Origin of the sequence: Streptomyces sp. NPDC050423 (genome assembly GCF_040655445.1) — a bacterium.
Lineage (GTDB): Bacteria > Actinomycetota > Actinomycetes > Streptomycetales > Streptomycetaceae > Streptomyces.
Genome location: NZ_JBFAJY010000002.1, coordinates 217,106 through 241,065 on the forward strand (window position 1 = coordinate 217,106; position 23,960 = coordinate 241,065).

The 23,960-nt window shown below is 68.7% G+C and carries 19 protein-coding genes and 1 tRNA gene; 14 read left to right on the plus strand and 6 right to left on the minus strand.

Annotated elements, in window-relative coordinates:
• The first annotated feature begins 214 nt into the window (after window positions 1-214).
• From dnaA to AB0I52_RS02565, 9 genes are all read left to right on the plus strand, one after another.
• Window positions 215-2,020 carry a chromosomal replication initiator protein DnaA gene (gene dnaA, locus AB0I52_RS02525; RefSeq protein WP_363068151.1) on the plus strand — a complete coding sequence of 602 codons (1,806 nt, stop codon included), beginning with the start codon at window positions 215-217 and terminating at the stop codon, window positions 2,018-2,020.
• Window positions 2,021-3,005: 985 nt separating this feature from the next.
• Window positions 3,006-4,136, plus strand: a complete 1,131-nt coding sequence (dnaN, locus tag AB0I52_RS02530; RefSeq protein WP_363068307.1) for a DNA polymerase III subunit beta — start codon at window positions 3,006-3,008, stop codon at window positions 4,134-4,136.
• A gap of 131 nt (window positions 4,137-4,267) precedes the next feature.
• Window positions 4,268-5,146 carry a phosphogluconate dehydrogenase (NAD(+)-dependent, decarboxylating) gene (gnd, locus tag AB0I52_RS02535; RefSeq protein ID WP_363068153.1) on the plus strand — a complete coding sequence of 293 codons (879 nt, stop codon included), beginning with the start codon at window positions 4,268-4,270 and terminating at the stop codon, window positions 5,144-5,146.
• 81 nt (window positions 5,147-5,227) lie between these two features.
• Window positions 5,228-6,382: a DNA replication/repair protein RecF gene (gene recF, locus AB0I52_RS02540; RefSeq protein WP_363068155.1), complete on the plus strand. Its 1,155-nt coding sequence runs from the start codon at window positions 5,228-5,230 to the stop codon at window positions 6,380-6,382.
• A complete protein-coding gene (locus AB0I52_RS02545; protein WP_363068157.1) occupies window positions 6,379-6,975 on the plus strand; it encodes a DciA family protein in 597 nt (198 codons plus the stop codon). The genes recF and AB0I52_RS02545 overlap by 4 nt, the downstream gene beginning before the upstream one ends.
• Before the next feature lie 393 nt (window positions 6,976-7,368).
• Entirely contained in the window at window positions 7,369-9,456 is a 2,088-nt protein-coding gene (gene gyrB, locus AB0I52_RS02550; RefSeq protein WP_363068159.1) for a DNA topoisomerase (ATP-hydrolyzing) subunit B, read from the plus strand.
• A 46-nt stretch (window positions 9,457-9,502) separates the two neighbouring features.
• The gene (gyrA, locus tag AB0I52_RS02555) at window positions 9,503-12,154 is read left to right on the plus strand and encodes a DNA gyrase subunit A (protein ID WP_363068161.1); all 2,652 of its coding nucleotides are present in this window, start codon (window positions 9,503-9,505) and stop codon (window positions 12,152-12,154) included.
• 93 nt (window positions 12,155-12,247) lie between these two features.
• On the plus strand, window positions 12,248-12,853 hold the full coding sequence (locus AB0I52_RS02560) for a DUF3566 domain-containing protein (protein ID WP_363022817.1): 606 nt from the start codon (window positions 12,248-12,250) through the stop codon (window positions 12,851-12,853).
• A gap of 70 nt (window positions 12,854-12,923) precedes the next feature.
• Window positions 12,924-13,000: transfer RNA gene (locus AB0I52_RS02565), tRNA-Ile, on the plus strand.
• A gap of 55 nt (window positions 13,001-13,055) precedes the next feature.
• Here AB0I52_RS02565 and AB0I52_RS02570 read toward each other — a convergent pair.
• From AB0I52_RS02570 to AB0I52_RS02590, 5 genes are read right to left on the minus strand one after another with little or no spacing between them, the layout of a single operon-like run.
• Entirely contained in the window at window positions 13,056-14,213 is a 1,158-nt protein-coding gene (locus tag AB0I52_RS02570) for a tyrosine-type recombinase/integrase (RefSeq protein ID WP_363068163.1), read from the minus strand.
• A complete protein-coding gene (locus AB0I52_RS02575; protein WP_363068165.1) occupies window positions 14,213-14,392 on the minus strand; it encodes a helix-turn-helix domain-containing protein in 180 nt (59 codons plus the stop codon). Before AB0I52_RS02575 ends, AB0I52_RS02570 begins: the two co-directional genes overlap by 1 nt.
• Window positions 14,385-15,788, minus strand: a complete 1,404-nt coding sequence (gene repSA / locus AB0I52_RS02580; RefSeq protein WP_363068167.1) for a replication initiator protein RepSA — start codon at window positions 15,786-15,788, stop codon at window positions 14,385-14,387. Before repSA ends, AB0I52_RS02575 begins: the two co-directional genes overlap by 8 nt.
• A gap of 26 nt (window positions 15,789-15,814) precedes the next feature.
• Window positions 15,815-16,024: a hypothetical protein gene (locus tag AB0I52_RS02585; protein WP_363068169.1), complete on the minus strand. Its 210-nt coding sequence runs from the start codon at window positions 16,022-16,024 to the stop codon at window positions 15,815-15,817.
• Window positions 16,021-16,485, minus strand: coding sequence for a hypothetical protein (locus AB0I52_RS02590; protein WP_363068171.1), 465 nt, complete (start codon window positions 16,483-16,485; stop codon window positions 16,021-16,023). The genes AB0I52_RS02585 and AB0I52_RS02590 overlap by 4 nt, the downstream gene beginning before the upstream one ends.
• 279 nt (window positions 16,486-16,764) lie before the next feature.
• Here AB0I52_RS02590 and AB0I52_RS02595 point away from each other — a divergent pair, with 279 nt between their 5' ends.
• Both AB0I52_RS02595 and AB0I52_RS02600 read left to right on the plus strand, forming a co-directional pair.
• Complete coding sequence (locus tag AB0I52_RS02595) at window positions 16,765-17,631, plus strand: winged helix-turn-helix domain-containing protein (RefSeq protein ID WP_363068173.1); 867 nt, start codon at window positions 16,765-16,767, stop codon at window positions 17,629-17,631.
• Window positions 17,621-18,319 carry an HAD family hydrolase gene (locus tag AB0I52_RS02600; RefSeq protein ID WP_363068175.1) on the plus strand — a complete coding sequence of 233 codons (699 nt, stop codon included), beginning with the start codon at window positions 17,621-17,623 and terminating at the stop codon, window positions 18,317-18,319. The genes AB0I52_RS02595 and AB0I52_RS02600 overlap by 11 nt, the downstream gene beginning before the upstream one ends.
• 1,285 nt (window positions 18,320-19,604) lie before the next feature.
• Here AB0I52_RS02600 and AB0I52_RS02605 read toward each other — a convergent pair.
• The gene (locus AB0I52_RS02605; protein WP_363068177.1) at window positions 19,605-19,976 is read right to left on the minus strand and encodes a DUF6344 domain-containing protein; all 372 of its coding nucleotides are present in this window, start codon (window positions 19,974-19,976) and stop codon (window positions 19,605-19,607) included.
• Window positions 19,977-20,308: 332 nt separating this feature from the next.
• Here AB0I52_RS02605 and AB0I52_RS02610 point away from each other — a divergent pair, with 332 nt between their 5' ends.
• The 3 genes from AB0I52_RS02610 to AB0I52_RS02620 all read left to right on the plus strand — a co-directional run bounded on the left by AB0I52_RS02610 (window position 20,309) and on the right by AB0I52_RS02620 (window position 23,934).
• The gene (locus AB0I52_RS02610) at window positions 20,309-20,443 is read left to right on the plus strand and encodes a DLW-39 family protein (RefSeq protein WP_003958712.1); all 135 of its coding nucleotides are present in this window, start codon (window positions 20,309-20,311) and stop codon (window positions 20,441-20,443) included.
• 150 nt (window positions 20,444-20,593) lie between these two features.
• Window positions 20,594-22,564, plus strand: a complete 1,971-nt coding sequence (locus AB0I52_RS02615) for a VWA domain-containing protein (RefSeq protein ID WP_363068179.1) — start codon at window positions 20,594-20,596, stop codon at window positions 22,562-22,564.
• Window positions 22,564-23,934 (plus strand): hypothetical protein, encoded by a 1,371-nt coding sequence (locus AB0I52_RS02620; protein WP_363068181.1) that lies wholly within the window; start codon window positions 22,564-22,566, stop codon window positions 23,932-23,934. The genes AB0I52_RS02615 and AB0I52_RS02620 overlap by 1 nt, the downstream gene beginning before the upstream one ends.
• Window positions 23,935-23,960 lie beyond the last annotated feature (26 nt).

Here is a 23,960-nt window from a genome sequence, read left to right on the forward strand (position 1 = left end):
CACGGTACGCGCGGCTGCGCCATCCGGTCAAACCGGCCTTACGGTGGACCCCATTGTGCACAGCCTGTGGACAACGACTTGAACCGTGCGGGTCGGCCTGACTACCGTGGCCGAACCCCGGTTCTTTTTCTTCCCGCCTGCCGGTCCTCACCCATCCCGACCCATCCCGTCCCGAGAAACACACATTCGTGGGACCAGCGAGAGAGCGTGCCTTGTGGCTGACGTACCTGCCGATCTTGCCGCAGTGTGGCCACGAGTGCTGGAGCAACTCCTCGGGGAGGGCCAACAGGGCATCGAGCCGAAGGACAAACAGTGGATCGAGCGCTGCCAGCCGCTCGCCCTGGTTGCCGACACCGCGCTGCTCGCCGTCCCCAATGAATGGGGCAAGCGGGTCCTGGAGGGCCGGCTCGCTCCGCTCATCAGCGAGACGCTGAGCCGCGAGTGCGGCCGCCCGATCCGGATCGCGATCACGGTCGACGACTCCGCCGGCGAGCCGCCGAACCCGCCGGCGCCCCCGATGCCCCCGATGCCCCAGTCCCAGCAGCAGCACCGCTACCAGGGACCGCAGCACGACGAGCGGCAGCACAACGACTCCTACGACGGCTACGGCCACCGGCCCTCGGACGACGGCATGCCGACCGCCCGGCCCGCCTACCCCGACTACCAGCAGCAGCGCCCCGAGCCCGGCGCCTGGCCGCGTACCCAGGAGGACCTCTCCTGGCAGCAGCCCCGGCTCGGCGGATTCCAGGACCGCGACACCTCCGGCGAGCACTGGCGCGAGCCGTACGGGGGCGGCCGCCCCCAGCAGCAGCCGCAGCACGACTACCGCCAGCAGCCTCCCGAGCGCCAGGGTTACGAGTCCCAGCGGCCCGAACGCCACGACATGCAGGAGCCCCAGCACCGGCAGGGCGGCGGTACCGGCCGGCCCGGCGGGGTCCCCGGGCCGATGGGCGCACAGCCCTCGCCCGCACCGGGCCCCGGGGAGCCGCACGCCCGGCTGAACCCGAAGTACCTCTTCGACACCTTCGTCATCGGTGCGTCGAACCGCTTCGCGCACGCCGCGGCCGTCGCCGTCGCCGAAGCGCCCGCCAAGGCGTACAACCCGCTCTTCATCTACGGGGAGTCGGGGCTCGGCAAGACTCACCTGCTGCACGCCATCGGGCACTACGCCCGCAGCCTCTACCCGGGTACCCGGGTGCGGTACGTGAGCTCGGAGGAGTTCACCAACGAGTTCATCAACTCGATCCGCGACGGCAAGGGCGACACCTTCCGCAAGCGGTACCGCGATGTCGACATCCTGCTGGTCGACGACATCCAGTTCCTGGCGAGCAAGGAGTCGACGCAGGAGGAGTTCTTCCACACCTTCAATACGCTCCACAACGCCAACAAGCAGATCGTGCTGTCCTCGGACCGGCCGCCCAAGCAGCTGGTGACCCTGGAGGACCGGCTGCGGAATCGTTTCGAGTGGGGTCTCACCACCGATGTGCAGCCGCCGGAACTGGAGACCCGCATCGCGATCCTCCGTAAGAAGGCGGTGCAGGAGCAGCTCAACGCTCCGCCGGAGGTGCTGGAGTTCATCGCCTCCCGTATCTCGCGCAACATCCGGGAGCTGGAGGGCGCGCTCATCCGGGTAACGGCCTTCGCCAGTCTCAACCGCCAGCCGGTGGACCTCGGGCTGACGGAGATCGTCCTGAAGGACCTGATCCCGGGGGGCGAGGACTCCGCCCCGGAGATCACGGCGCCGGCCATCATGGCGGCGACCGCGGACTACTTCGGGCTGACGGTGGAGGATCTCTGCGGATCCTCGCGCAGCCGCGTGCTCGTGACGGCACGCCAGATCGCGATGTACCTGTGCCGTGAGCTGACGGACCTCTCGCTGCCCAAGATCGGCGCCCAGTTCGGCGGCCGTGACCACACGACCGTGATGCACGCCGACCGGAAGATCCGCGCGCTGATGGCGGAGCGGCGCTCCATCTACAACCAGGTCACCGAGCTCACCAACCGCATCAAGAACGGCTGACGGCCCACCGTTCCGTCACACCGCGCATCCGAGCACCGGAAGGGCGCTCCGGGACCGACGGGTCCCGGAGCGCCCTTCTCCGTTGTGCCGAGCGCGACCGGAGCCACCTGACGGGCCGGTCCGAAAGCGTCCGAGTGCGGTCCGGGAGCGGTCCGCGGGCGTCCCGGACCGCCGTGCGCGCGGTTCTCGGGGTGCTGCCGCCCGTCCCGGCTGTTCGAATACCTGCCGTGGAGAGGCTGTTCTCCACAGATCTGGGCACAATCTCCCCTCCACAGCCTGGGGATTGAAAAGTTGTCCATACTGCTTCCACAGGCACGGCAGCCGATACTCCATCAGGCCTGCTCAGAGGCCTGGGGATTTGTGGTCAACAATGATCCACAGCCTGTGGACAACTTTTTCGTCCACAGGAGGCCGTCATCGTTGTCCACCGGCGGCCCACAGGCCAGGCCTTCTTGTCCCCAGCTTCGGCGGGCTTCTCCACACCTCTGTCCACTGTTCGGCAACGTGACACCCGCTTTCACCGCACCGAGTGAAAGGCGTCACACCAAGAGGGTCGGTTGGGCTGTGGGGAAGCTGGGTAAAGCTGGGGACAGACCTGGGGAGAAACCCCCCTGCCCTGTGCACCGGTTGTGCAGAACTTTCGGGTGTCCACAGAAACCCCGGGTTGTCCACCGGTTCCGCCCACAGGGTCGGTGGACAAAAAACAGGGCCTGACCTGCGAAAACGACGTTATCCACGGTTTCCACAGGCCCTACTACTACTACTACCTCTAGTTAGCCCGGAATCCGCTTCGAAGTGGGGCCTGTGCACAACTCGGCGCCGGAGCTCCCCGAAGCTGTTGTCGCGACTTGACCCCGAGCAGCACCGAGTGTCGGTGCCGTACGTCAGACTGGTCCCCGGCGTCCTCCCCCTGTCATCGGTGGAGCGACCCGACCAGACGACGAAGGCCAGCAGGGCGAGCGAGCAACAGCAGGAGGCGGTTCCGGTGAAGATCCGGGTGGAGCGCGATGTACTCGCGGAGGCTGTGGCCTGGGTGGCCCGTAGCCTCCCGGCCCGGCCGCCGGCGCCCGTTCTTGCGGGCCTTCTGCTGAAGGCCGAGGACGGCGCTCTCAGCTTCTCCAGCTTCGACTACGAGGTCTCGGCCCGGGTCTCGGTGGATGCCGAGGTCGAGGAGGACGGCACGGTGCTGGTCTCCGGCCGGCTGCTCGCCGACATCTGCCGGGCCCTGCCCAACCGTCCGGTGGAGATCTCCACAGACGGTGTACGGGCGACCGTGGCCTGCGGCTCCTCGCGATTCACACTCCACACCCTTCCTGTGGAGGAGTACCCCGCGCTGCCGCAGATGCCGACGGCGACCGGGACGGTCCCCGGCGAGATCTTCGCCTCGGCGGCCGCCCAGGTGGCCATCGCGGCGGGCCGCGACGACACGCTGCCCGTCCTCACCGGTGTGCGCATCGAGATCGAGGGCGACACGGTCACCCTGGCCTCCACCGACCGCTACCGCTTCGCGGTCCGCGAGTTCCTCTGGAAGCCGGAGAACGCCGACGCCTCCGCCGTCGCCCTGGTGCCCGCCAAGACGCTGCTGGACACCGCCAAGGCGCTCACCAGCGGCGACACGGTGACGCTGGCGCTGTCGGGCTCCGGTGCCGGTGAGGGGCTCATCGGCTTCGAGGGCGCCGGCCGGCGGACGACCACCCGGCTGCTCGAAGGCGACCTGCCGAAGTACCGCACGCTCTTCCCGACCGAGTTCAACACGGTCGCGGTGATCGAGACCGCCCCGTTCGTCGAGGCCGTCAAGCGCGTCGCGCTGGTGGCCGAGCGGAACACCCCGGTCCGGCTCAGCTTCGAGCAGGGTGTGCTGATCCTGGAAGCGGGTTCCAGCGACGACGCACAGGCTGTGGAGCGCGTCGACGCCGTCCTGGAGGGCGACGACATCTCGATCGCCTTCAACCCGACCTTCCTGCTGGACGGTCTGAGCGCGATCGACTCCCCGGTCGCGCAGCTCTCCTTCACGACGTCCACCAAGCCCGCGCTGCTCAGCGGCCGCGCCGCCGTGGACGCCGAGGCGGATGACGCGTACAAGTACCTGATCATGCCGGTCCGCCTCTCCGGCTGATCCGGTCACCGGTCCTGTCACGGCAGGCGACGACGGGCACGCTCAGCGTCGAGCATGCCCGTCGCCCTGTCCCCGGCCGGGCGTAGGCTCGGTCCTGGGTACGAATCGGCACAACGCTTAAGGAATCTCTGATGGAGATCGGTCTCGTCGGCCTCGGCAAGATGGGCGGCAACATGCGCGAGCGCATCCGCCGCGCAGGCCACACCGTCATCGGTTACGACCGCAACCCGGATGTCGCCGATGTCCACAGCCTCGAAGAGCTTGTGGGCAAGCTGAAGGGCCCCCGGGTCGTATGGGTGATGGTCCCGGCCGGCGCCGCGACCCAGTCCACGATCGACGAGCTGGCCGAGCTGCTGTCGGCCGGTGACATCGTCGTGGACGGCGGGAACTCCCGCTGGACGGACGACGAGAGGCACGCGGTCGAGCTCGGCATCAAGGGCATCGGTTTCGTCGACTGCGGTGTCTCCGGTGGCGTCTGGGGCCTGGAGAACGGCTACGCGCTGATGTACGGCGGCGACGCCGAGAACGTCGCGAAGGTCCAGCCGGTCTTCGACGCGCTGAAGCCCGAGGGTGACTTCGGTTCCGTCCACGCGGGCAAGGTCGGCGCCGGCCACTTCGCGAAGATGGTTCACAACGGCATCGAGTACGCCATGATGCAGGCCTACGCCGAGGGCTGGGAGCTCCTGGAGAAGGTCGACTCCGTCACCGATGTGCGCGAGGTCTTCCGCTCCTGGCAGGAGGGGACGGTCATCCGTTCCTGGCTGCTCGACCTGGCGGTCAACGCGCTGGACGACGACGAGCACCTGGACCAGCTCCGCGGTTTCGCCGCCGACTCCGGCGAGGGCCGGTGGACGGTGGAGGCCGCGATCGACAACGCGGTGCCGCTGCCGGCGATCACCGCGTCGCTCTTCGCCCGGTTCGCCTCGCGCCAGGACGACTCCCCGCAGATGAAGATGATCGCCGCGCTGCGCAACCAGTTCGGTGGCCACGCGGTCGAGAACAAGAAGTAGCAGCGACGAGGAGCGGGCCGGACCGGAGTCCGCCCGCACCACTGAGCACGGAGCAGGAAGCCGGGAAGGTCGGCGTACACCATGCATGTCACGCATCTGTCGCTGGCCGACTTCCGCTCGTACGCCCGGGTAGAGGTGCCCCTCGACCCGGGCGTCACCGCGTTCGTGGGTGCCAACGGCCAGGGCAAGACGAATCTGGTCGAGGCCGTCGGCTATCTCTCGACGCTCGGCAGCCACCGGGTCTCCTCCGACGCGCCGCTCGTGCGCATGGGCGCGGAACGGGCCGTCATCAGGGCTGCCGTCACCCAGGGCGAGCGCTCGCAGCTGATCGAACTGGAGCTGAACCCGGGCAAGGCCAACCGCGCCCGCATCAATAGGTCGCCGCAGGTCAGACCCCGTGACGTGCTCGGCATCGTGCGGACCGTGCTGTTCGCGCCGGAGGATCTGGCGCTGGTCAAGGGCGATCCGGGCGAGCGCCGCCGGTTCCTGGACGAGCTGGTCACGGCGCGTTCGCCGCGGATGGCCGGGGTGCGATCGGACTACGAGCGGGTGCTGAAGCAGCGGAACACGCTGCTGAAGTCGGCGGCGATGGCGCGCAGGCACGGCGGCCGTTCGATGGACCTGTCGACGCTCGACGTATGGGACCAGCACCTGGGCCGGGTGGGCGCCGAGCTGCTGGCGCAGCGGCTGGATCTGATCGCGACGATGCAGCCGCTGACGGACAAGGCGTACGCGGACGTGGCGCCCGGCGGCGGTCCGGTGACGCTGGAGTACCGGAGCTCGGTGGGCCCGGAGGTCGGCGTGGGGCCGGGCACGGGGGCGGACTCCGCCCGTACGCGTGAGGAGCTGTACGAGCGGCTGATCGCGGCCCTGGCCGAGGTGCGCAAGCAGGAGATCGAGCGGGGCGTGACGCTGGTGGGCCCGCACCGGGACGATCTGGTGCTGGGGCTGCGCGGAATGCCGGCCAAGGGGTATGCGAGCCACGGGGAGTCGTGGTCGTACGCGCTGGCCCTGCGGCTGGCCTCCTACGATCTGCTGCGCTCGGAGGGCAATGAGCCCGTGCTGGTGCTGGACGACGTCTTCGCCGAGTTGGACGCGCGCCGCCGCGAGCGGCTGGCCGAGCTGGTGGCTCCGGGGGAGCAGGTACTGGTGACGGCCGCGGTGGACGACGACGTCCCGGGGGTGCTCGCGGGGACGCGGTACGTGGTGTCGGCGGGCGAGGTGGAACGGCTGTGAGCAGCGGTACGGGCAGCCCGGAGCCGTTCCCGGAGGGGCCGGGCGGTACACCGCGCGAGCTCTCCGCCGGGGAGGCGAAGCCGGCGGAGCCCTCGGGGGTGGACCTGGCCCGGGTGGCCCTGCGCGCGGCGAAGGAGCAGGCGCGGGCGCGCGGTGCGGCGGCGCAGCAGAAGAAGCAGGCCCGGCGGGGCGGCGGGCTGCGGTCCGGGGCGCGGGCGGACGGCCGTGATCCGCTGCCGCTGGGTGCGGCGATCAACCGTCTGATCACCGAACGGGGCTGGGAGGCGCCGGCCGCGGTGGGCGGTGTGATGGGACGCTGGCCGCAGATCGTAGGTGATGATCTGGCCAATCATTGTGTACCGCTGCGTTACGAAGAGGATCCCGCGGAGCGGGTGCTGACGGTGCAGTGCGACTCGACGGCGTGGGCGACGCAGCTGCGGCTGCTGGCGCCTCAGCTGGTGGCCCGGCTGAACGCGGATCTGGGGCACGGAACGGTACGGATGATCAAGGTGCTGGGGCCGGGAGGCCCGCAGCGCAGGTTCGGTCCGCTGCGTGCGCCAGGGAGCAAGGGACCGGGCGACACCTACGGCTGACCTGGCCTTTTACCCTGTTCCGCAGCCGGTGACCCGGCCCTGCCCGAGAGGGTCCGGCCGGGGTGTGCCCTGGTTGTCCCCGATGCCTGCGGACTCCTTGTTGTGCGGGTGTGCGGTGGTTGAAACCGTACGGCGCCGGGCGGGCGTCCCTCACGGTAGCGGAAGGTTGACAGGCCGAAGCGCTCCACGCCCGTGTGAGCCTCTTGAGGCCCCTTCCCGAATATGGGGAGTCGTCAGGCGCTCATTCAGGGCGGCACATGCGGACTCAGGCACCGGCAAACCCCCATTCGGGTCGGCGCTACCGGTAGACTGGTGGACAATCCCGCGTCCTTGCGGGATTCGTCGATACAAGCCGAACGACGCAGCCGCTCCCGCCTGCCCGGAGAACGGCCTGTGCTGTGCCAGAAAGGGCGCTTCGTGGCCGATTCCGGCAACCCCAACGAGAACATTCCGTCCACCCCCGGTGAGAGCAGCGCTGCTCCCGCCCCGGGCGAGGTGACAGCCTCGTACGACGCCAGCGCGATCACCGTGCTCGAGGGTCTGGACGCGGTCCGCAAGCGACCTGGCATGTACATCGGCTCGACCGGTGAGCGCGGTCTCCACCACCTCGTGCAAGAGGTTGTCGACAACTCGGTCGACGAGGCCATGGCCGGGCACGCGGACACCATCGACGTCACGATCCTCGCCGACGGCGGGGTACGTGTGATCGACAACGGCCGCGGTATCCCGGTCGGCATCGTGCCGTCCGAGGGCAAGCCGGCCGTCGAGGTCGTCCTCACCGTGCTACACGCCGGCGGCAAGTTCGGCGGCGGCGGCTACGCGGTCTCCGGCGGTCTGCACGGCGTCGGTGTGTCCGTCGTCAACGCCCTGTCCACCCGGGTGGCCGTTGAGGTCAAGACGGACGGCTACCGCTGGACCCAGGACTACAAGTTCGGCGTCCCGACCGCCCCGCTGGCCCGTAACGAGGCCATCGACGAGACGGGTACGTCAGTCACCTTCTGGGCCGACGGGGACATCTTCGAGACGACCGAGTACTCCTTCGAGACCCTCTCGCGGCGCTTCCAGGAGATGGCCTTCCTCAACAAGGGCCTCACCCTCAAGCTCACCGACGAGCGGGAGTCGGCGAAGGCGACGGCCGGCGCGGACAGCGCCGAGGCGGTCGAGGTTCCCGAGGAGGAGCCGGCCCGCACGGTCACGTACCACTACGAAAACGGCATCGTCGACTTCGTGAAGTACCTGAACTCCCGCAAGGGCGATGTCATCCACCAGTCGGTGATCGACATCGAGGCCGAGGACAAGGAGCGTCTCCTCTCGGCCGAGATCGCCATGCAGTGGAACACGCAGTACAGCGAGGGGGTCTACTCCTTCGCCAACGCGATCCACACGCATGAGGGCGGTACGCACGAGGAGGGTTTCCGTGCGGCGCTGACCTCGCTGGTCAACCGGTACGCGCGTGAGAAGAAGCTGCTGCGCGAGAAGGACGACAACCTCACCGGCGAGGACGTCCGCGAGGGTCTGACGGCGATCATCTCGGTGAAGCTGGGCGAGCCGCAGTTCGAGGGCCAGACGAAGACCAAGCTGGGCAACACGGAGGCCAAGACCTTCGTGCAGAAGGTCGTCCACGAGCAGCTGACGGACTGGTTCGACCGGAACCCCAACGAGGCCGCCGACATCATCCGCAAGGGCATCGCCGCCTCGACCGCCCGCGTGGCGGCCCGCAAGGCGCGTGATCTGACCCGTCGCAAGGGGCTCCTGGAGAGCGCCTCGCTGCCGGGCAAGCTGAGCGACTGCCAGTCCAACGACCCGACGAAGTGCGAGATCTTCATCGTCGAGGGTGACTCCGCCGGTGGTTCGGCGAAGTCCGGCCGTAACCCGATGTACCAGGCCATCCTGCCGATCCGCGGCAAGATCCTGAACGTCGAGAAGGCCCGGATCGACAAGATCCTGCAGAACACCGAGGTCCAGGCGCTGATCTCGGCCTTCGGCACCGGGGTCCACGAGGACTTCGACATCGAGAAGCTCCGCTATCACAAGATCATTCTGATGGCGGACGCCGACGTCGACGGCCAGCACATCAACACCCTGCTGCTCACCTTCCTCTTCCGCTTCATGCGACCGCTGGTCGAGCACGGGCATATCTACCTGTCGCGTCCGCCGCTCTTCAAGATCAAGTGGGGCCGGGACGACTTCGAGTACGCGTACTCGGACCGCGAGCGCGACGCCCTCGTGGCACTCGGCAAGCAGAACGGCAAGCGGATCAAGGACGACTCGATCCAGCGCTTCAAGGGCCTCGGCGAGATGAACGCCGAGGAACTGCGCATCACCACGATGGACGTCGACCACCGCGTGCTCGGCCAGGTCACGCTCGACGACGCGGCTCAGGCCGACGACCTGTTCTCGGTGCTGATGGGTGAGGACGTCGAGGCACGGCGCTCGTTCATCCAGCGCAACGCCAAGGACGTCCGCTTCCTCGACATCTGAGTCGGCCGTACAAGCAAGCCGCAGCGCGAAAGGACTTTGACCAGCAATGGCCGACGAGAACACCCCTGCCCCCGTGACGCCCGAAGAGGTTCCGCCCGTCGAGGGCGTGGGCATGCGTGTCGAGCCCGTCGGGCTCGAGACGGAGATGCAGCGCTCCTACCTCGACTACGCGATGTCCGTCATCGTCTCGCGTGCGCTGCCCGACGTGCGGGACGGCCTGAAGCCCGTCCACCGCCGGGTGCTGTACGCGATGTACGACGGCGGCTACCGGCCCGAGAAGGGCTTCTACAAGTGCGCCCGTGTCGTCGGTGACGTCATGGGTACGTACCACCCGCACGGCGACTCCTCGATCTACGACGCCCTGGTGCGCCTGGCGCAGCACTGGTCGATGCGCATGCCGCTGGTGGACTCCAACGGCAACTTCGGTTCCCCGGGCAACGACCCGGCCGCCGCCATGCGGTACACCGAGTGCAAGATGATGCCGCTGTCCATGGAGATGGTCCGGGACATCGACGAGGAGACCGTCGACTTCCAGGACAACTACGACGGCCGCAACCAGGAGCCGACGGTTCTGCCGGCCCGCTTCCCGAACCTGCTGGTCAACGGTTCGGCGGGGATCGCGGTCGGCATGGCGACCAACATCCCGCCGCACAACCTGCGCGAGGTCGCGTCCGGTGCGCAGTGGTACCTGGAGCACCCGGAGGCCTCGCAGGAGGAACTCCTGGACGCCCTGCTGGAGCGCATCAAGGGCCCGGACTTCCCGACCGGCGCTCTCGTCGTGGGCCGCAAGGGCATCGAGGAGGCGTACCGCACGGGCCGTGGCTCGATCACGATGCGCGCGGTCGTGGCGGTCGAGGAGATCCAGAACCGCCAGTGCCTGGTGGTCACGGAACTCCCGTACCAGACCAACCCCGACAACCTCGCGCAGAAGATCGCCGACCTGGTGAAGGACGGCAAGGTCGGCGGGATCGCGGACGTCCGTGACGAGACGTCGTCGCGCACGGGTCAGCGTCTGGTCGTCGTGCTCAAGCGGGACGCGGTCGCCAAGGTCGTACTGAACAACCTGTACAAGCACACCGATCTGCAGACCAACTTCGGCGCCAACATGCTGGCGCTGGTGGACGGGGTGCCGCGCACCCTGTCGATCGACGCGTTCATCCGCCACTGGGTGACGCACCAGATCGAGGTCATCGTCCGGCGTACGAAGTTCCGGCTGCGCAAGGCCGAGGAGCGGGCGCACATCCTGCGCGGCCTGCTCAAGGCCCTGGACGCCATCGATGAGGTCATCGCCCTCATCCGGCGCAGCAACACCGTGGAGATCGCGCGTGAGGGCCTGATGGGCCTGCTGGAGATCGACGAGATCCAGGCGAACGCGATCCTGGAGATGCAGCTGCGCCGGCTGGCCGCGCTGGAGCACCAGAAGATCACCGCCGAGCACGACGAGCTCCAGGCGAAGATCAACGAGTACAACGCGATCCTGGTCTCGCCCGAGCGGCAGCGGCAGATCGTCAGCGAGGAGCTGGCGGCGATCGTCGACAAGTTCGGCGACGACCGGCGCTCCAAGCTGGTGCCCTTCGACGGTGACATGTCCATCGAGGACCTGATCGCCGAGGAGGACATCGTCGTCACGATCTCCCGCGGCGGCTATGTGAAGCGCACGAAGACGGACGACTACCGCTCGCAGAAGCGCGGTGGCAAGGGTGTGCGCGGCACGAAGCTCAAGGAAGACGACATCGTCGACCACTTCTTCGTGTCGACGACGCACCACTGGCTGCTGTTCTTCACCAACAAGGGCCGCGTCTACCGGGCGAAGGCGTACGAGCTGCCGGACGCCGGCCGTGACGCCCGCGGTCAGCACGTCGCCAACCTGCTGGCCTTCCAGCCGGACGAGCAGATCGCGCAGATCCTGGCGATCCGCGACTACGATGCCGCGCCGTACCTGATTCTGGCCACGAAGGGCGGTCTCGTGAAGAAGACCGCGCTCAAGGACTACGACTCCCCGCGCTCCGGTGGCGTCATCGCGATCAACCTGCGCGAGACGGCGGACGGCTCGGACGACGAGCTGATCGGCGCGGAGCTGGTGTCGTCCGAGGACGACCTGCTGCTCATCAGCAAGAAGGCCCAGTCGATCAGGTTCACTGCGACGGACGATGCGCTGCGTCCGATGGGCCGCGCCACTTCGGGCGTCAAGGGCATGAGTTTCCGCGAGGGAGACGAACTTCTCTCGATGAATGTCGTCAGGCCCGGTACTTTCGTGTTCACTGCCACTGACGGCGGGTACGCGAAGCGGACCCCTGTCGACGAGTACCGCGTTCAGGGTCGCGGCGGCCTGGGCATCAAGGCCGCCAAGATCGTGGAGGACCGGGGCTCACTGGTCGGTGCGCTGGTGGTCGAGGCTACGGATGAGATCCTTGCCATCACGCTCGGCGGTGGTGTGATTCGTACGCGAGTCAATGAAGTCAGGGAGACGGGCCGTGACACCATGGGCGTCCAACTGATCAATCTGGGCAAGCGCGATGCCGTCGTAGGGATCGCGCGTAACGCCGAGGCGGGTCGCGAGGCCGAAGAGGTCGACGGTCCCGTCGATGCCGAGGACGAGACGGCCGAGGCAGTGACAGCGGAGGCCACCACGGCCGACGCAGCTGGTGAGAGCACGGTCGAGGGCACGACGTCCTCGACCGGGGAGCACGAGGAGTAGAGCGTGAGTGGAGCCACGGGCGCCGGTTCGGCCGCTTCCGGAGCCGGCGCGAACGGTGCCCGTGGCCCTGCCACGGACTCCCAAGGGGGCACTGTGACGGATACCCGGGGTCCTCAACCCCAGTACGAGGGCTACGCGGCCGGGCCGCTGCCCGGCGAGCGCGAGCCCGCACCGGGCCAGGCGGGGCCGTACCACCCGCCGCAGGCCTACCCCTCGCCCCCGGGCGGGACACAGGGTGGCCGGCCGCAGGGGCAGCAGGGCGGCGTGCCGGGCGTGAGCGCGGCACAGGCGTCCCGCAAACCGCGGACGGGGGCGCGGACCACTCCGCGTACCCGTAAGGCGCGTCTGCGGGTGGCCAAGGCCGATCCGTGGTCGGTGATGAAGGTCAGCTTCCTGCTGTCCATCGCGCTCGGCATCTGCACGGTGGTGGCGTCGGCGGTCCTGTGGATGGTGATGGACGCGATGGGCGTCTTCAACACCGTGGGCGGCACCATCAGCGAGGCAACCGGTTCGACCGAGGGAAGCGGCTTCGATCTGCAGTCGTTCCTGTCGCTGCCGAGGGTCCTCATCTTCACCTCGGTCATCGCGGTGATCGACGTGGTTCTGGCGACCGCGCTGGCGACTCTGGGTGCCTTCATCTACAACTTGTCGGCCGGCTTCGTGGGCGGTGTCGAGCTCACGCTGGCCGAGGACGAGTAGCGACGCGGGTATCGATTTTGGGACTGGCCCCGACGTGCGCTAATCTTCAGAAGTCAGCGCACAGCGCGGCGGGGCTATAGCTCAGTTGGTTAGAGCGCATCCCTGATAAGGATGAGGCCACAGGTTCAAATCCTGTTAGCCCCACCAGTCCAAAGGCCCCCAACCGATCATGGTTGGGGGCCTTTGACATCTCCGGCTGACATCAGCCGATCAACGGATCTTCCAGGAGTTCGGCGAGGAGCGTCACGGCTTCCCGCTCACCGTCGCCCACCACGTGGGTGTAGACGTCCATGGTCATGCTGATCTGGCTGTGCCGGAGGATCGCTTGGGCAACCTTGGGGTGCACCTTGAGGAAGGCCAGCAGGGTGCCGCAGGTGTGGCGAGCCAGCCGCACAGTGATCCGGCGGACGCTGGCCCGCTTCACCAGGGCGTTGAAGCTGCGGGAGAAGCCCACAGGGTCGATCAGGCCGCCGCGCTCGGAAGAGAAGATCAGTTCCTCCCCCGGCTTCTGGTCCCACTGGTCCCCCACGATCCTCCGCTCCAGGTCTTGCAGCGTCCGGCGCTCCTCCAGGGCACGGGCGCAGAACTCGGGCAGCGGCAGCACCGCGTGGGAGGACTCGGTCTTGAGGTCCTTGAGCACCAGGCCGACGCCCTTGACCCGCTGCACCTGCTTGAGCGGCGTGAACTGTCGCTGATCGAAGTCGACGTCCTGCCAGCGCAGCCCCAGCACCTCGCTGCGACGCAGGCCGAGGACGAGCACCAGGACGCAGGCCGCGTAGAGGCGGTGCGCACGAGCCGAGCGCAGGAACGAGATCGCTTCCCGCGCGTTCCACGGCTTGGCCTCCCGCTTGGTCACCTTGGGCATGTCGACCAGCTCAGCGACGTTCCGCGTCAGCAGTTCCTCACGAACGGCCCGGTTCAGCGCGTTGCGGAGGACTCGGAGCACTTCGAAGCGCGCGGCCGGCGGAACCTCGGTGCGGTTCAGCTCAGCCATGAACGCCCGGAGCTGTGCCGGAGTGAGCCGGATCAACGGCTTCTTGCCCAGGTGGGGGACCAGGTACAACCGCACCTTGGACTCGTACTTCACGTACGTGTTGTGCTCCCGGTTCGGCTTCACGATGTGCTCAAGCCAGTAGGCCAGCCACTCGCCGAGCGTCCAGGTTCGCGAGGGCACCGGTACGCCGTTGCGCTCCTGGTCTTGGAGCTTGCCCAGCTTCTCGGCAGCGTCGTCGTACGACGAGCCGTACACGAACTTTCGGACCCGGTGCCCGTCCGTGTTGGTGACGTACGCGGCGCCCTGGTACCGGCCGTCCTTGCGCTTGGTGATTGTGCCTCCACCGTTGGGGCGACGCTTGGCCATCAGGCAGCCTCCTCAAGGCGGGATGCGAGGTACGCGCGCAGACCGTCAGCCGGGACGCGGCGACTGCTGCCGATCGTCAGCGAGGGCAAGCGGCGCGTACGGATCAGGTCGTAGACGGTGGTCCGGCCGACCTTCAGCCGGGCCATCACCTCAGGCACCGTCAGCAGCTCGTCACTCATCCCAGTCACCTCCGTCGAGGGCTTCGAGTTCGGCGCGTGCTTCGCGGGCGGTGTCGCGGTTGCTCTGGATGTCGCGGGCGATGGTGGAGGCGAGCCAGGATTCGCCGGGGGTGTGGCCGTGTCCGGCGTAGGTCCAGTGGGCGAGGGTGAGTGTGGAGCCCTCCGGGGAGTCGTCCGGGTCGGGAAGGCCCCGTTCGCGGCGTTCCTGGCGGGCGCGGAAGTCGGCGCGGACCTGTCGCAGTGCGCCGAGGGTGGTCGAGTAGTGGCGGGACTTGGTGGAGAAGTGGCCGCGGAAGCCGAGCATGTGGGCCCACTGCCAGAGCTTGCGTTCGGGGTAGGCGTCGTCCAGGTCGAAGCACGCTTCGATCAGGTGCCGGGCGTGGTCGGGGAGGTCGGTGAGCTTGTCGAGTTCGGCCAGCTCTCCGATGCGCCGGTCCACGGTGCCGGTGGTCTCGGCCGCCTTGGTGGCGTACTTCGCGACGTACGCGGCTACGGCCTGTTCGGTCAGGTCGTCGTTCGCGTTGTCCGCGCCGATCGGGCGTACGTCCACCTGAGCGCCCCATCGCAGGGTCCGCGCGGGTTGGTCGCCGGAGGGTGGGACGGGCACGCTCACGCGGGCAGCAGCCGCCTGGATGGCGTCGGACAGCAGGGCGACGCTGGCCCAGGGCGGCGGGGTGGTGTCGGGGCCGTCCGGGCCGTCGAGTCGGACGATGGCGTGGAAGTGGACCGCGCCGCGCTTCTGGAACTCGGCGACCTTCCCGAACGAGATCCGGCAGGCATCGGCCGAGGCTTTCTGGGAGAGGCCGGCGCGGGCAGCGACCTCCCGGCGGAGGTAGATCGTGAACCTGCGCCACAGGTCCCCGGCATGGTTGTTCCACAGCACCGCACCCGCGTAGTCGTACGTGGCCGGGTTGAGGGCCGTGCCGAGGTCCGGGGAGCCTTCGGGGTGCTCGGTGCCGCACCGGCAGACGCCACGGGTGGGCCGGTTGTGGACCGGGCCGAACGAGGGGGCGGTGAGGGTCGCGAAGACCTTGGGGTGCGTGCGGACCGTGGTGGGGGTGCCCTTGCTGATGTCGCCGGTCAGTCCGGCGCGGATCAGGTGGAAGGTGTCTCCGGCGTAGGTCCAGGCGCAGGAGGGGCACCGTGAGGCCCGGCGGTTTCCGCACGCCACCCGCAGCCGTCCACCGGGCTCGCCCTGGGTGCTGTAGGAGTACAGCACCCGCCCCGACTTCGCGTCGCGGGTGGTGGTCATGCCCTCCAGGTGGATGGGGTCCGAGCAGCCACCGGTACGGCGTACCTGCTCCTGCCACCGGTCGAAGCCGGGGGCGTTGGCGACACGTAAGAGGTCGGCCAGGGTCAGGGGGTCGGTGCCCACGACCGCAGCAGTGCCAGCCACGGCCGAAGGCTCCACGGGGAAGACCGTCACAGGATGTCCTCCCTCGGGTAGCCGTGCCCGAGGGGCGGGTAGAGCCCGCGCACCTTGGCGTCTTCCTCGGCGTAGTGCGCGTCATCGATCACGGTGAAGAACCGGGTGTAGGGGCGTACGTCGTGGGCGTCGAGGTACATGCCGATCTCCTCGGCACGCCTCTCGTCGGCCACCTCAGCCGCGTGCAAAGCGTCGTCGAAGCTCACGCGGTCACCGCCACGCGCTGATTGGGGCGGTCCCCGGTCGGGTTGTGTGCCGGGCAGTTCTGAGACACGACAGCCGTCGGCTCGCCGGGCTCGAAGCAGATCTCGAACCAGCCGGTCCCGCCACAGATGCACGCACCTTCGACCATCGGACGTCGGTTTCGAGCGATCGCCGAAGCCGAGCAGGGGATACGGCCCGGGCCGATCCCGACGATGCCGGCGACCGACTCCGCACGGTCCAGCCGCCGACCGTTGGTGAAGCGCGCGGAGTGGGCTCGGGTGTGCTCAGCCGTTGCGAGGTTGGCCAGCTCCAGGAGCCGGTACCCGTGGGCGTACGCGGCCGAGAGGTAAAGCTCCTCCAGCCCCAGACGGGCCACGCCCTGAAGGATCCAGGTCACGAGCTGAGCGTCGTCGCCTTTGCGGAAGCGGTAGCGGGTCGGCATGTCGGACGCGTAGAGCGCCACCTTCCGTTCCCCGGCCGAAAGATCCTCGACCGCGACGGGAGGAGCGACGACGGAGGGCTCTGAAGTGACGCGCGGAGCAACGAGCGTTGCAGGCATGATGGAAGCTCCCTCAGGGGACAAGGGACGGCGCGCTTGCTTGGCGGTAGGGGCGCCGTCCCAGTGGGACCAACCTGGCTAGCTTGGTTGGCCACGCACCAAGTTAGAGAGCTTGGCTAGCCATGTCAATAACTTGACCGACATGACTGTCCTAGTGACCACTTGGTCGCCTACCATCGAGGCATGACCTTCGTTCCCGAACCGCTGGACCCCGACGACGACCGACCCCCGTATGAGCAGGTAGCGAGCAGCCTGGGGGCGGCCATTCGCACCCGGCGCATTGCTCCCGGCGAGAAGCTTCCGTCCCACAAGGAGCTGACCGATCGGTACGGGTTCGCACGGGCCACCATCCAGCGAGCGCTACGGGACCTGGAGGACGAAGGTCTCGTTGTCTCCCGCAAGGGCAGCGGCGTCTACGTCCGCAATCGCACTGAACGTCCCTCTGGCCTCCGCCCGTACGTCGAGCAGGCGTTCAGCCGGGACCAGGTGACCATCGACTTCGCTGGCTTCTCCAGCGAGACCCTGCATGGCGCGCTCCAAGAGCCGCTGGACAAGATCCGGGTAGGCAGGCTGACCCCGCAAAGCATCACCATGCGGATACTCGTCCCGGACATGTCGGTGCCCCAGGCTGCGCCGGTCAGGATGGAGGGCGGCGGGGACGATCAACGTCTCCGCGACCGCATGCGGGACATCATGGTCAGCTACACCCGTAGCATCCGCGACGCCTTCGCCGAGCTGAAACATCTGGGCTTGGTCGCCGAGACCCGCATCCAGGTCCGTGTGCACAGCGGCACGCCGTTCTTCAAGCTGTACGTCATCAACGGCCAGGACGCGTTCTTCGGCTACTACCCGATCCGGCCCAACAAGGTGGTTGCCCAGGGGGAAACCATCGAGATCTATGACCTAGTGGGCAAGGACACCGTGCTGTTCCACCACTCCATCAACGACGGCGAATCGTCCAGCGGTGCCCAACAGGTACAGCAGGCTGGCATGTGGTTCGACAGCGTTTGGGAGACCATCGCAAGGGATTTCGATCTCGATGCTCACTGACCCGCTCGTCGAGGCAGTCACCGGGGCCCGCGTCCTGCTGTTCGACTTTGATGGACCAATCTGCGACGTGTTCGCCGGACTGCCGGCACCGCAGGTTGCCCGCGAGCTGACACGGCTGGTTGCGGCCGAGAGTGAAGCCGCGGGCGCGAAGGCAGCGGAGACAAGTGATCCGATAGAGGTGCTCGGCATCGCCCACGAAGCGAGCGTGGCCCTGGGGCAGAAGATCGAGCAAGCTCTCACTACAGCAGAAATCCGAGCAGTGGACGTTGCCGGAGAGCCGACGCCGGGCTCTGTTGCCGCGCTTCGGGCTGCCAAGGAGTCCAGCCGAGGCGTGGCAGTGGTGAGCAACAACTCCACCCAGTGCGTCAGGGCCTTCCTCGACCGTCATGGGTTGGGGGGTTACGTCGCCGAGATCGTGGGCCGACCATCCGAGCAGCCGCACCTGATGAAGCCGAACCCGTATCCACTGATCCACGCGGCCGGACTGATGCAGGTGGACGTCTCGGCATGTGCACTGATCGGCGACTCGCTGACTGACATTCAGGCCGCACATGCTGCTGGAGCAAGCGTGATCGGCTACGCCAACAAGCCCAACAAGGCCGAAGCGTTCGTTTCCCTGGGCGCTAACGCCATTACCGAGGACATGCAGGCCATCGCGGACGCCCTCTTCGCGGAGCAGATCACCTAAGCCACTAGCGGGCCGGGTTACAGGTTTCTCTACCTCATCAAGGCACCCGGCTGCGCTCCGCTCCGCCGGGCGCGCTTCCCGGCTCTGGCTGCGCCCGCGCTCCTGCCTTCGGCCCGCTCGGCGCTGCCGCCGCCGACGCGCGCCCGCAGTGGATAGGCCCGAGGGCATGAGTCGAGACCAAAGCCCGCGGCTTCAAGACGATGCCTCCGGCGGGGGCGCTCAGACTCCGGGATGGGACGGGGCGCCGTTCGCGGGTGCCGGCGGATTCGTGGTGAGCGTGGGGGGCTCCCATCCCGACCACCTCCGACCCAGGCAGAGCCGAGCAGTCGCGGCCCAGGGCGTCAAGGTCGTTCGTACAGTGGCGCGCTCCACCTTGACGCCCTGAACCGCGACCGCTCCACGGTGTGTGGGTCGAAGGCGGACGGGATGGGAGCTGGGGTGAGTGGTGGGTTGGCGCACGTGGTGAAGATGGGGGACGCAGCGCTACAGTCCCGGACATGAAGCCGGGGAGACTGAGGCAGTTCGGCGCGTCGTTCCTTGCGATGGGCAGGCACGTTATCCGGCGCCCCTTGCTTATCGTGGTCCTCGTGCTGATCACCGTGGGGACGAGGTGGCTTCAAACCACGTTGCCGCAGCCATGGGATGGCATGCCTTCCGGGTTAGGCATGCTCGCTGGCGTGTGGGCCATTCGATCGACCCTTCCTCGCAGTCAAGAAGATCAGCAGGCCGACGACTGAGTGTGAGACGACTTGCGGCGCGTGACATCACCGGCTGACACCAACAAGGACGAACAGCAGCGGTCGGCGTCGGATCTCAGTGGACGATCGCCCGAGGCGCAGTCGCGGTTGGTCGACATTGACAGACCCCAGTGATCGACCTGATAAGGATGAGGCCACAGGTTCAAATCCTGTTAGCCCCACAGTGACAACAGAAGGCCCGGTCTCTCTTCGGAGAGACCGGGCCTTCTGCGTGTGTGGGGTGCGGTGTTGGGCGGGGTGTGCTGTTGGGCGGGAGTTCCGTGAACTCCGGTCGTTCCATGAGCCGGGTGCCGGACCTTGCGCGTGCCGGAGCTCCGCCGTACGCGGTACGGCGGCACGTTATGGCGCAGAGGTGTGGCCCGGAGGCCCGCACCGGTCGCTCCGTCAGGGGCGCGGGGCACGGCCGGGAGCGGGCGTGGTGACGGATGTGGCGACCGTGGCAGGCGGGGCGGGCGTGGCGGGCGCACGGGAAAGCCCCCGTCCGGTGTGAACCGGCCCGGGGGCTCTGGGGGTCAGGTGCGCCGCTCTCAGGGTGGCAGCAGGGAGGCGTCGCCCGCCGGGGCGCCGTGCGAGGCGCGGGCGGTGCTTGTGGTGTTCGCGGTGTCCGCCGTGTCCGCGGACAGGTGGCGGGTCGCGGGTGAGGAGCCGTGTGCCTCGGCGCGGATGCGCTGCTTCATCGTGGGCGGCAGTGCCCGGTCACGCGGAAGGGTCCATCGCACCGACGGGGTGGTCGCGGTTGCCGCGGTCGCACCCGTGTGCTTGTGGGTCGTGGCCGCCGGCTCCGTGACCGTGGCTTCCGTGGCCGACGCGGTGGAGCCTGCGAGGCCCAGTGCCGCGAGAAGTGCGAAGAACGCGGTGATGAAGGCGGTCCAGATGTTCTTGGCCCTGTAGGTGCTCATGGCCCCTCACTCACTTTCGGGTGGTCCGTTTCGCTTACCTTCCTGATGATGTGGATTCGGCTCGCGATTTCACGGACCGACGCTGCCGATGTGCCGATGTTCAGATGAACACCACTCGTATGGTGCAACCGGCCCCCATCGGCTGGTTCCGGGACGGACACGGGGCAGTGGTGGGAGTCGTGACGGGGGTGGCGACGCGGCGGCCCGATCCTCCGACGATCGCTTTTCCGTAGGCCCCAGTTGGGTTGCGGGGAGGTCACCGGTCGATATCGGCCGGTGTGTATAGTCGGGCGGCAGAAGTCCCCTACGCCAAGGAAAGACGAGGTCGCGCGGTGAAGAAGCTTCTCCTGGTCGCACTGGCCGCCATCGGCGGGCTCCTCGTGTACCGCCAGATCCAGGCGGATCGCGCCGAGCAGGATCTGTGGACGGAGGCGACTGACTCCGTGCCCGCAGGTTCGGGTGTGTGAGACAGAACAGCCTGTTGCGAGCCCCGGTCGCTTGAGCGGCCGGGGCTTCGTGCTGTTGCGGGACCGTGACACCTGTGCCCTTGAGTTCGCCTACGCAAATCAATAGGTTGCTTGAGCAAAGAAGCCGGGGATTTCGGTCTGGGGGCACGGATGAGGGCACGCGACCACCGCCGTACGGTGCGGACGGGGACATTGATCGGCGGGGCGCTGTTCGCCCTGGTGGCAGGCGCGCTGCCGGCCGTGGCGGCGTCCTGGGAGGCCCCCGCCGCGTCGGGCGCGGCCGGATCCGACGGAAGCGGCAGCCTGGTCATGGTCCTCGACTCGTCCGGTTCCATGGGGGACGACGACGGTACGGGCCGGACCCGGATGGAGAGCGCCCGCGCAGCCGTCGGCACGGTCGTGGACGGCCTCCCCGACGGCTATCCGACCGGCCTGCGGGTGTACGGCGCCGACCGGCCGCGCGGTTGCACGGACACCCGTCTCGTGCGCCCGGTACGGGGGCTCGACCGGGCCGCGGTGAAGCGGGCGGTCGCAGGCGTACGGCCCAGGGGAGACACCCCCATCGGCCCGTCGCTCCGGAAGGCGGCGCAGGACCTGCCGCGGCCCGCGGCCGACGCCATCGGTACGCGCACGATCCTGCTGATCTCCGACGGCGAGGACAACTGCGGTGCACCGCGGCCCTGCGAGGTCGCCGAGCAACTCGGCAAGGAAGGCGTCGGGCTGCGGATCGACACCGTCGGCTTCCAGGTGAAGGGCGCGGCCCGCGAGCAGCTCGAATGCATCGCGCAGGCGGGCAACGGGCGTTACTACGACGCCCCGGACGCCAAGTCGCTGGCCCGCCAGCTCCAGCGCGCCGCGCGGCTCTCCGCGGACGGGTACCGCTTCCGGGGCGAGCGGGTGGCGGGCGCGGCCACGGCCGACCGGTCCCCCGTGCTCGTACCCGGGCAGTACCTGGACACCATCGGGCCGGGCGAGAAGCGGTACTACGCGGTGGATCTGGACGCCGTGTCCACGGCGGACTTCGCGGCGACGGCGGTTCCGCAGCCGGGGGCGGCCGTCGACACGTTCGACGCGCTGAGCACCAGGATCGAGTACGACGAGCACGGCTCCTGCGGGACGGACACCGAGCGCTTCCAGCAGAAGGAGGGGGCGGCACCGCTGACGTCGGCGGTGGCCCGCATCCGCTCCGAGGCGGGCACCCGCACCTGCGACCGGGCCGGCCGCTACCGGCTGGTGGTGGAGCGGCAGAGCAAGAAGGGCTCCGATGCCGCGCGCTGGCCGCTGGAGCTCGTGTACGGGGTCGAGCCGCCGCTGGAGGAGGGGCTGTCGCCCGCGCAGTCGCAGGCCGAGTACGGCCGGGGCGGCAAGGAGGCGGTGCTGCCGGCGGGCGACCCCCGCGATGTGCGGGGCGGCACCGGCTTCAACGATGCCAGGGAGATCGGGCAGGGCGTGTGGCGCGACCGGATCCTGCCGTCCCAGACGCTCTGGTACAAGGTCCCGGCCGGCTGGGGCCAGCAGGTGCGCTACGACGTGGAGTTCGCGAACGAGCCGACGGTGGACCGCAGCTCCGCCACGTACTCCTACGGGGCGACCCGGCTCTACACACCGGCCCGCCACCCGCTCACCGGCGGCGGTGAGTTCACCTCGACCACGCTGTACAACGGCCGGCCCGCCGCCCTGCGGATGGGCGGCGTCCCGGTCTCCTGGACCAACCGCTACGAGAGCCGGAACAATGTGCAGCCGGTGCATGCCGGGGGCGGGTTCTACATTTCGGTGACGCTGGGCGCGCGGGCCGCCGAGATCGCGGAGAATCCGCAGATCGGTCTGGTGCTGCGGGTGTCGGTGCTCGGTGCGGAACGGACCGGGCCGCAACACGGAGCGCCCGTGCGGGCCGGGTCCGGCAGCAGTGCTGACAAGAGCGCCGACGGGAATGCGGCCGAGGATGCGGACAAGAAGGGTGATTCGACCGCGTCCGGAGACAGCGATGGTGCCGGAGGGGCAGGATGGACCGGCATCGCGGCTGCCGCCGGGGCTGCCGTCATGGCTGTGCTGGTCGCCGTGTTCGTATATGTACGCAACCGCCGCGGGGCAGCCGCACGGACGACGAGGGGAAGCGCGTGATGAGGCAGCGCAGCAGGGGCCGGGCGACGCTGGCCGCGGTCGCGGCGATGTGCGCGGTGGCGGCGCTGCCGGGGCAGGCGTACGGGGCGGACGGGCCCGCTGCGTACCAGTTCGATCCGAAGGCGAAGGCGGTCACCGGCGCCGAGGTCAACACCGATGCGACGGTGCTCACGGCCGGTTCGGTCTACCGGAGCTCGATCAAGTTCGGCCAGAAGCTCTATTACCGGCTGAACCTGGAGGAGACGACGAACGCGTACGTCTCGGCCGTCGTCGTGCCGAAGGACGGCGGCAAGGTCGCCTACGGGGACGGCATCGCGATCAGCATCAGGGACAAGTCGGACCTGCAGTGCAGCTCGGAGGACGCCCGTTTCGAGTCCGCGGAGTACCCGCGCCCCATCGCCGCGTACGCCTATCGCAACGTGAAGAAGGGCAGCAGCAGCTGCCAGGGCGCCGGTACGTACAACGTCCTGATCGAGCGGGAGAACGAGGACACCTCGGGGCGCGGGGACTGGGAGCTGGAAATCCGGTACGCGTCGGAGCCGCAGCTCGCGAAGGGCGGGTCGACGCCGACCAAGGCGCCGGAGAACTGGCCGTCCGCCTCGCCGAAGCCGCCCACCCGGGGCGATGACAACCGCAGGCACGGCGGCAGCAGTTACTACGACGCGACGAGCCTGGAAACCGGCGAGTGGAGGGACGAGGTCGTGCCCGGACAGACCCTCTTCTACCGGGTCCCGGTGGACTGGGGACAGCAGATCTTCGCCACCGCCGGTCTCGGCAACAGCACTGTTCCGGACGAGGACGAGTACGTCAGCGGCGCGCTCGCGATGTCCCTGGACAACCCGGCGCACGGCCGCGTCGGCAACGCGTCCCCCATGTCCTACTCGGGCAGGCCGGCCTCCATGTCCCTGGACCCGGTGCCTCCGGTGGCGTACGAGAACAGGTTCGCCTCCCGCAGCAGCGTCAGCGCGATGCGCTTCGCCGGCTGGTACTACCTGTCCGTGACGCTGAGTCCGGAGGTCGCCAAGCCCTACGGTTCGAAGCCGTTCCCGCTGACCCTCTCGGTCACGGTCAAGGGGGCGGCCGGGGACACGCCGTACGCCGGCGACGCCGGGATCTTCGGTGTCACTCAGGGCGACAAGGACATGGCGAGGAACGGCCAGAGCGGCCCGCAGGCCGCCGAGAGCGAGAGCAGGAGCAGCAACATGAAGCTGCTCGGCGCGGCCGGCATCGGCGCGGGCGCCGTCCTGGTGCTCGGGCTGGGCGGGTGGATGCTGCTCGCACGACGCGGGCAGGCGGCGGCCGCGGCACCGGCCGGGACGGCAGACGGCGCGCCGCAGCAGCCGTACGGAGGGCCGCCGCAGGCCTGGTAGCCGTACAGGACCGGGGCGGGCAGGGG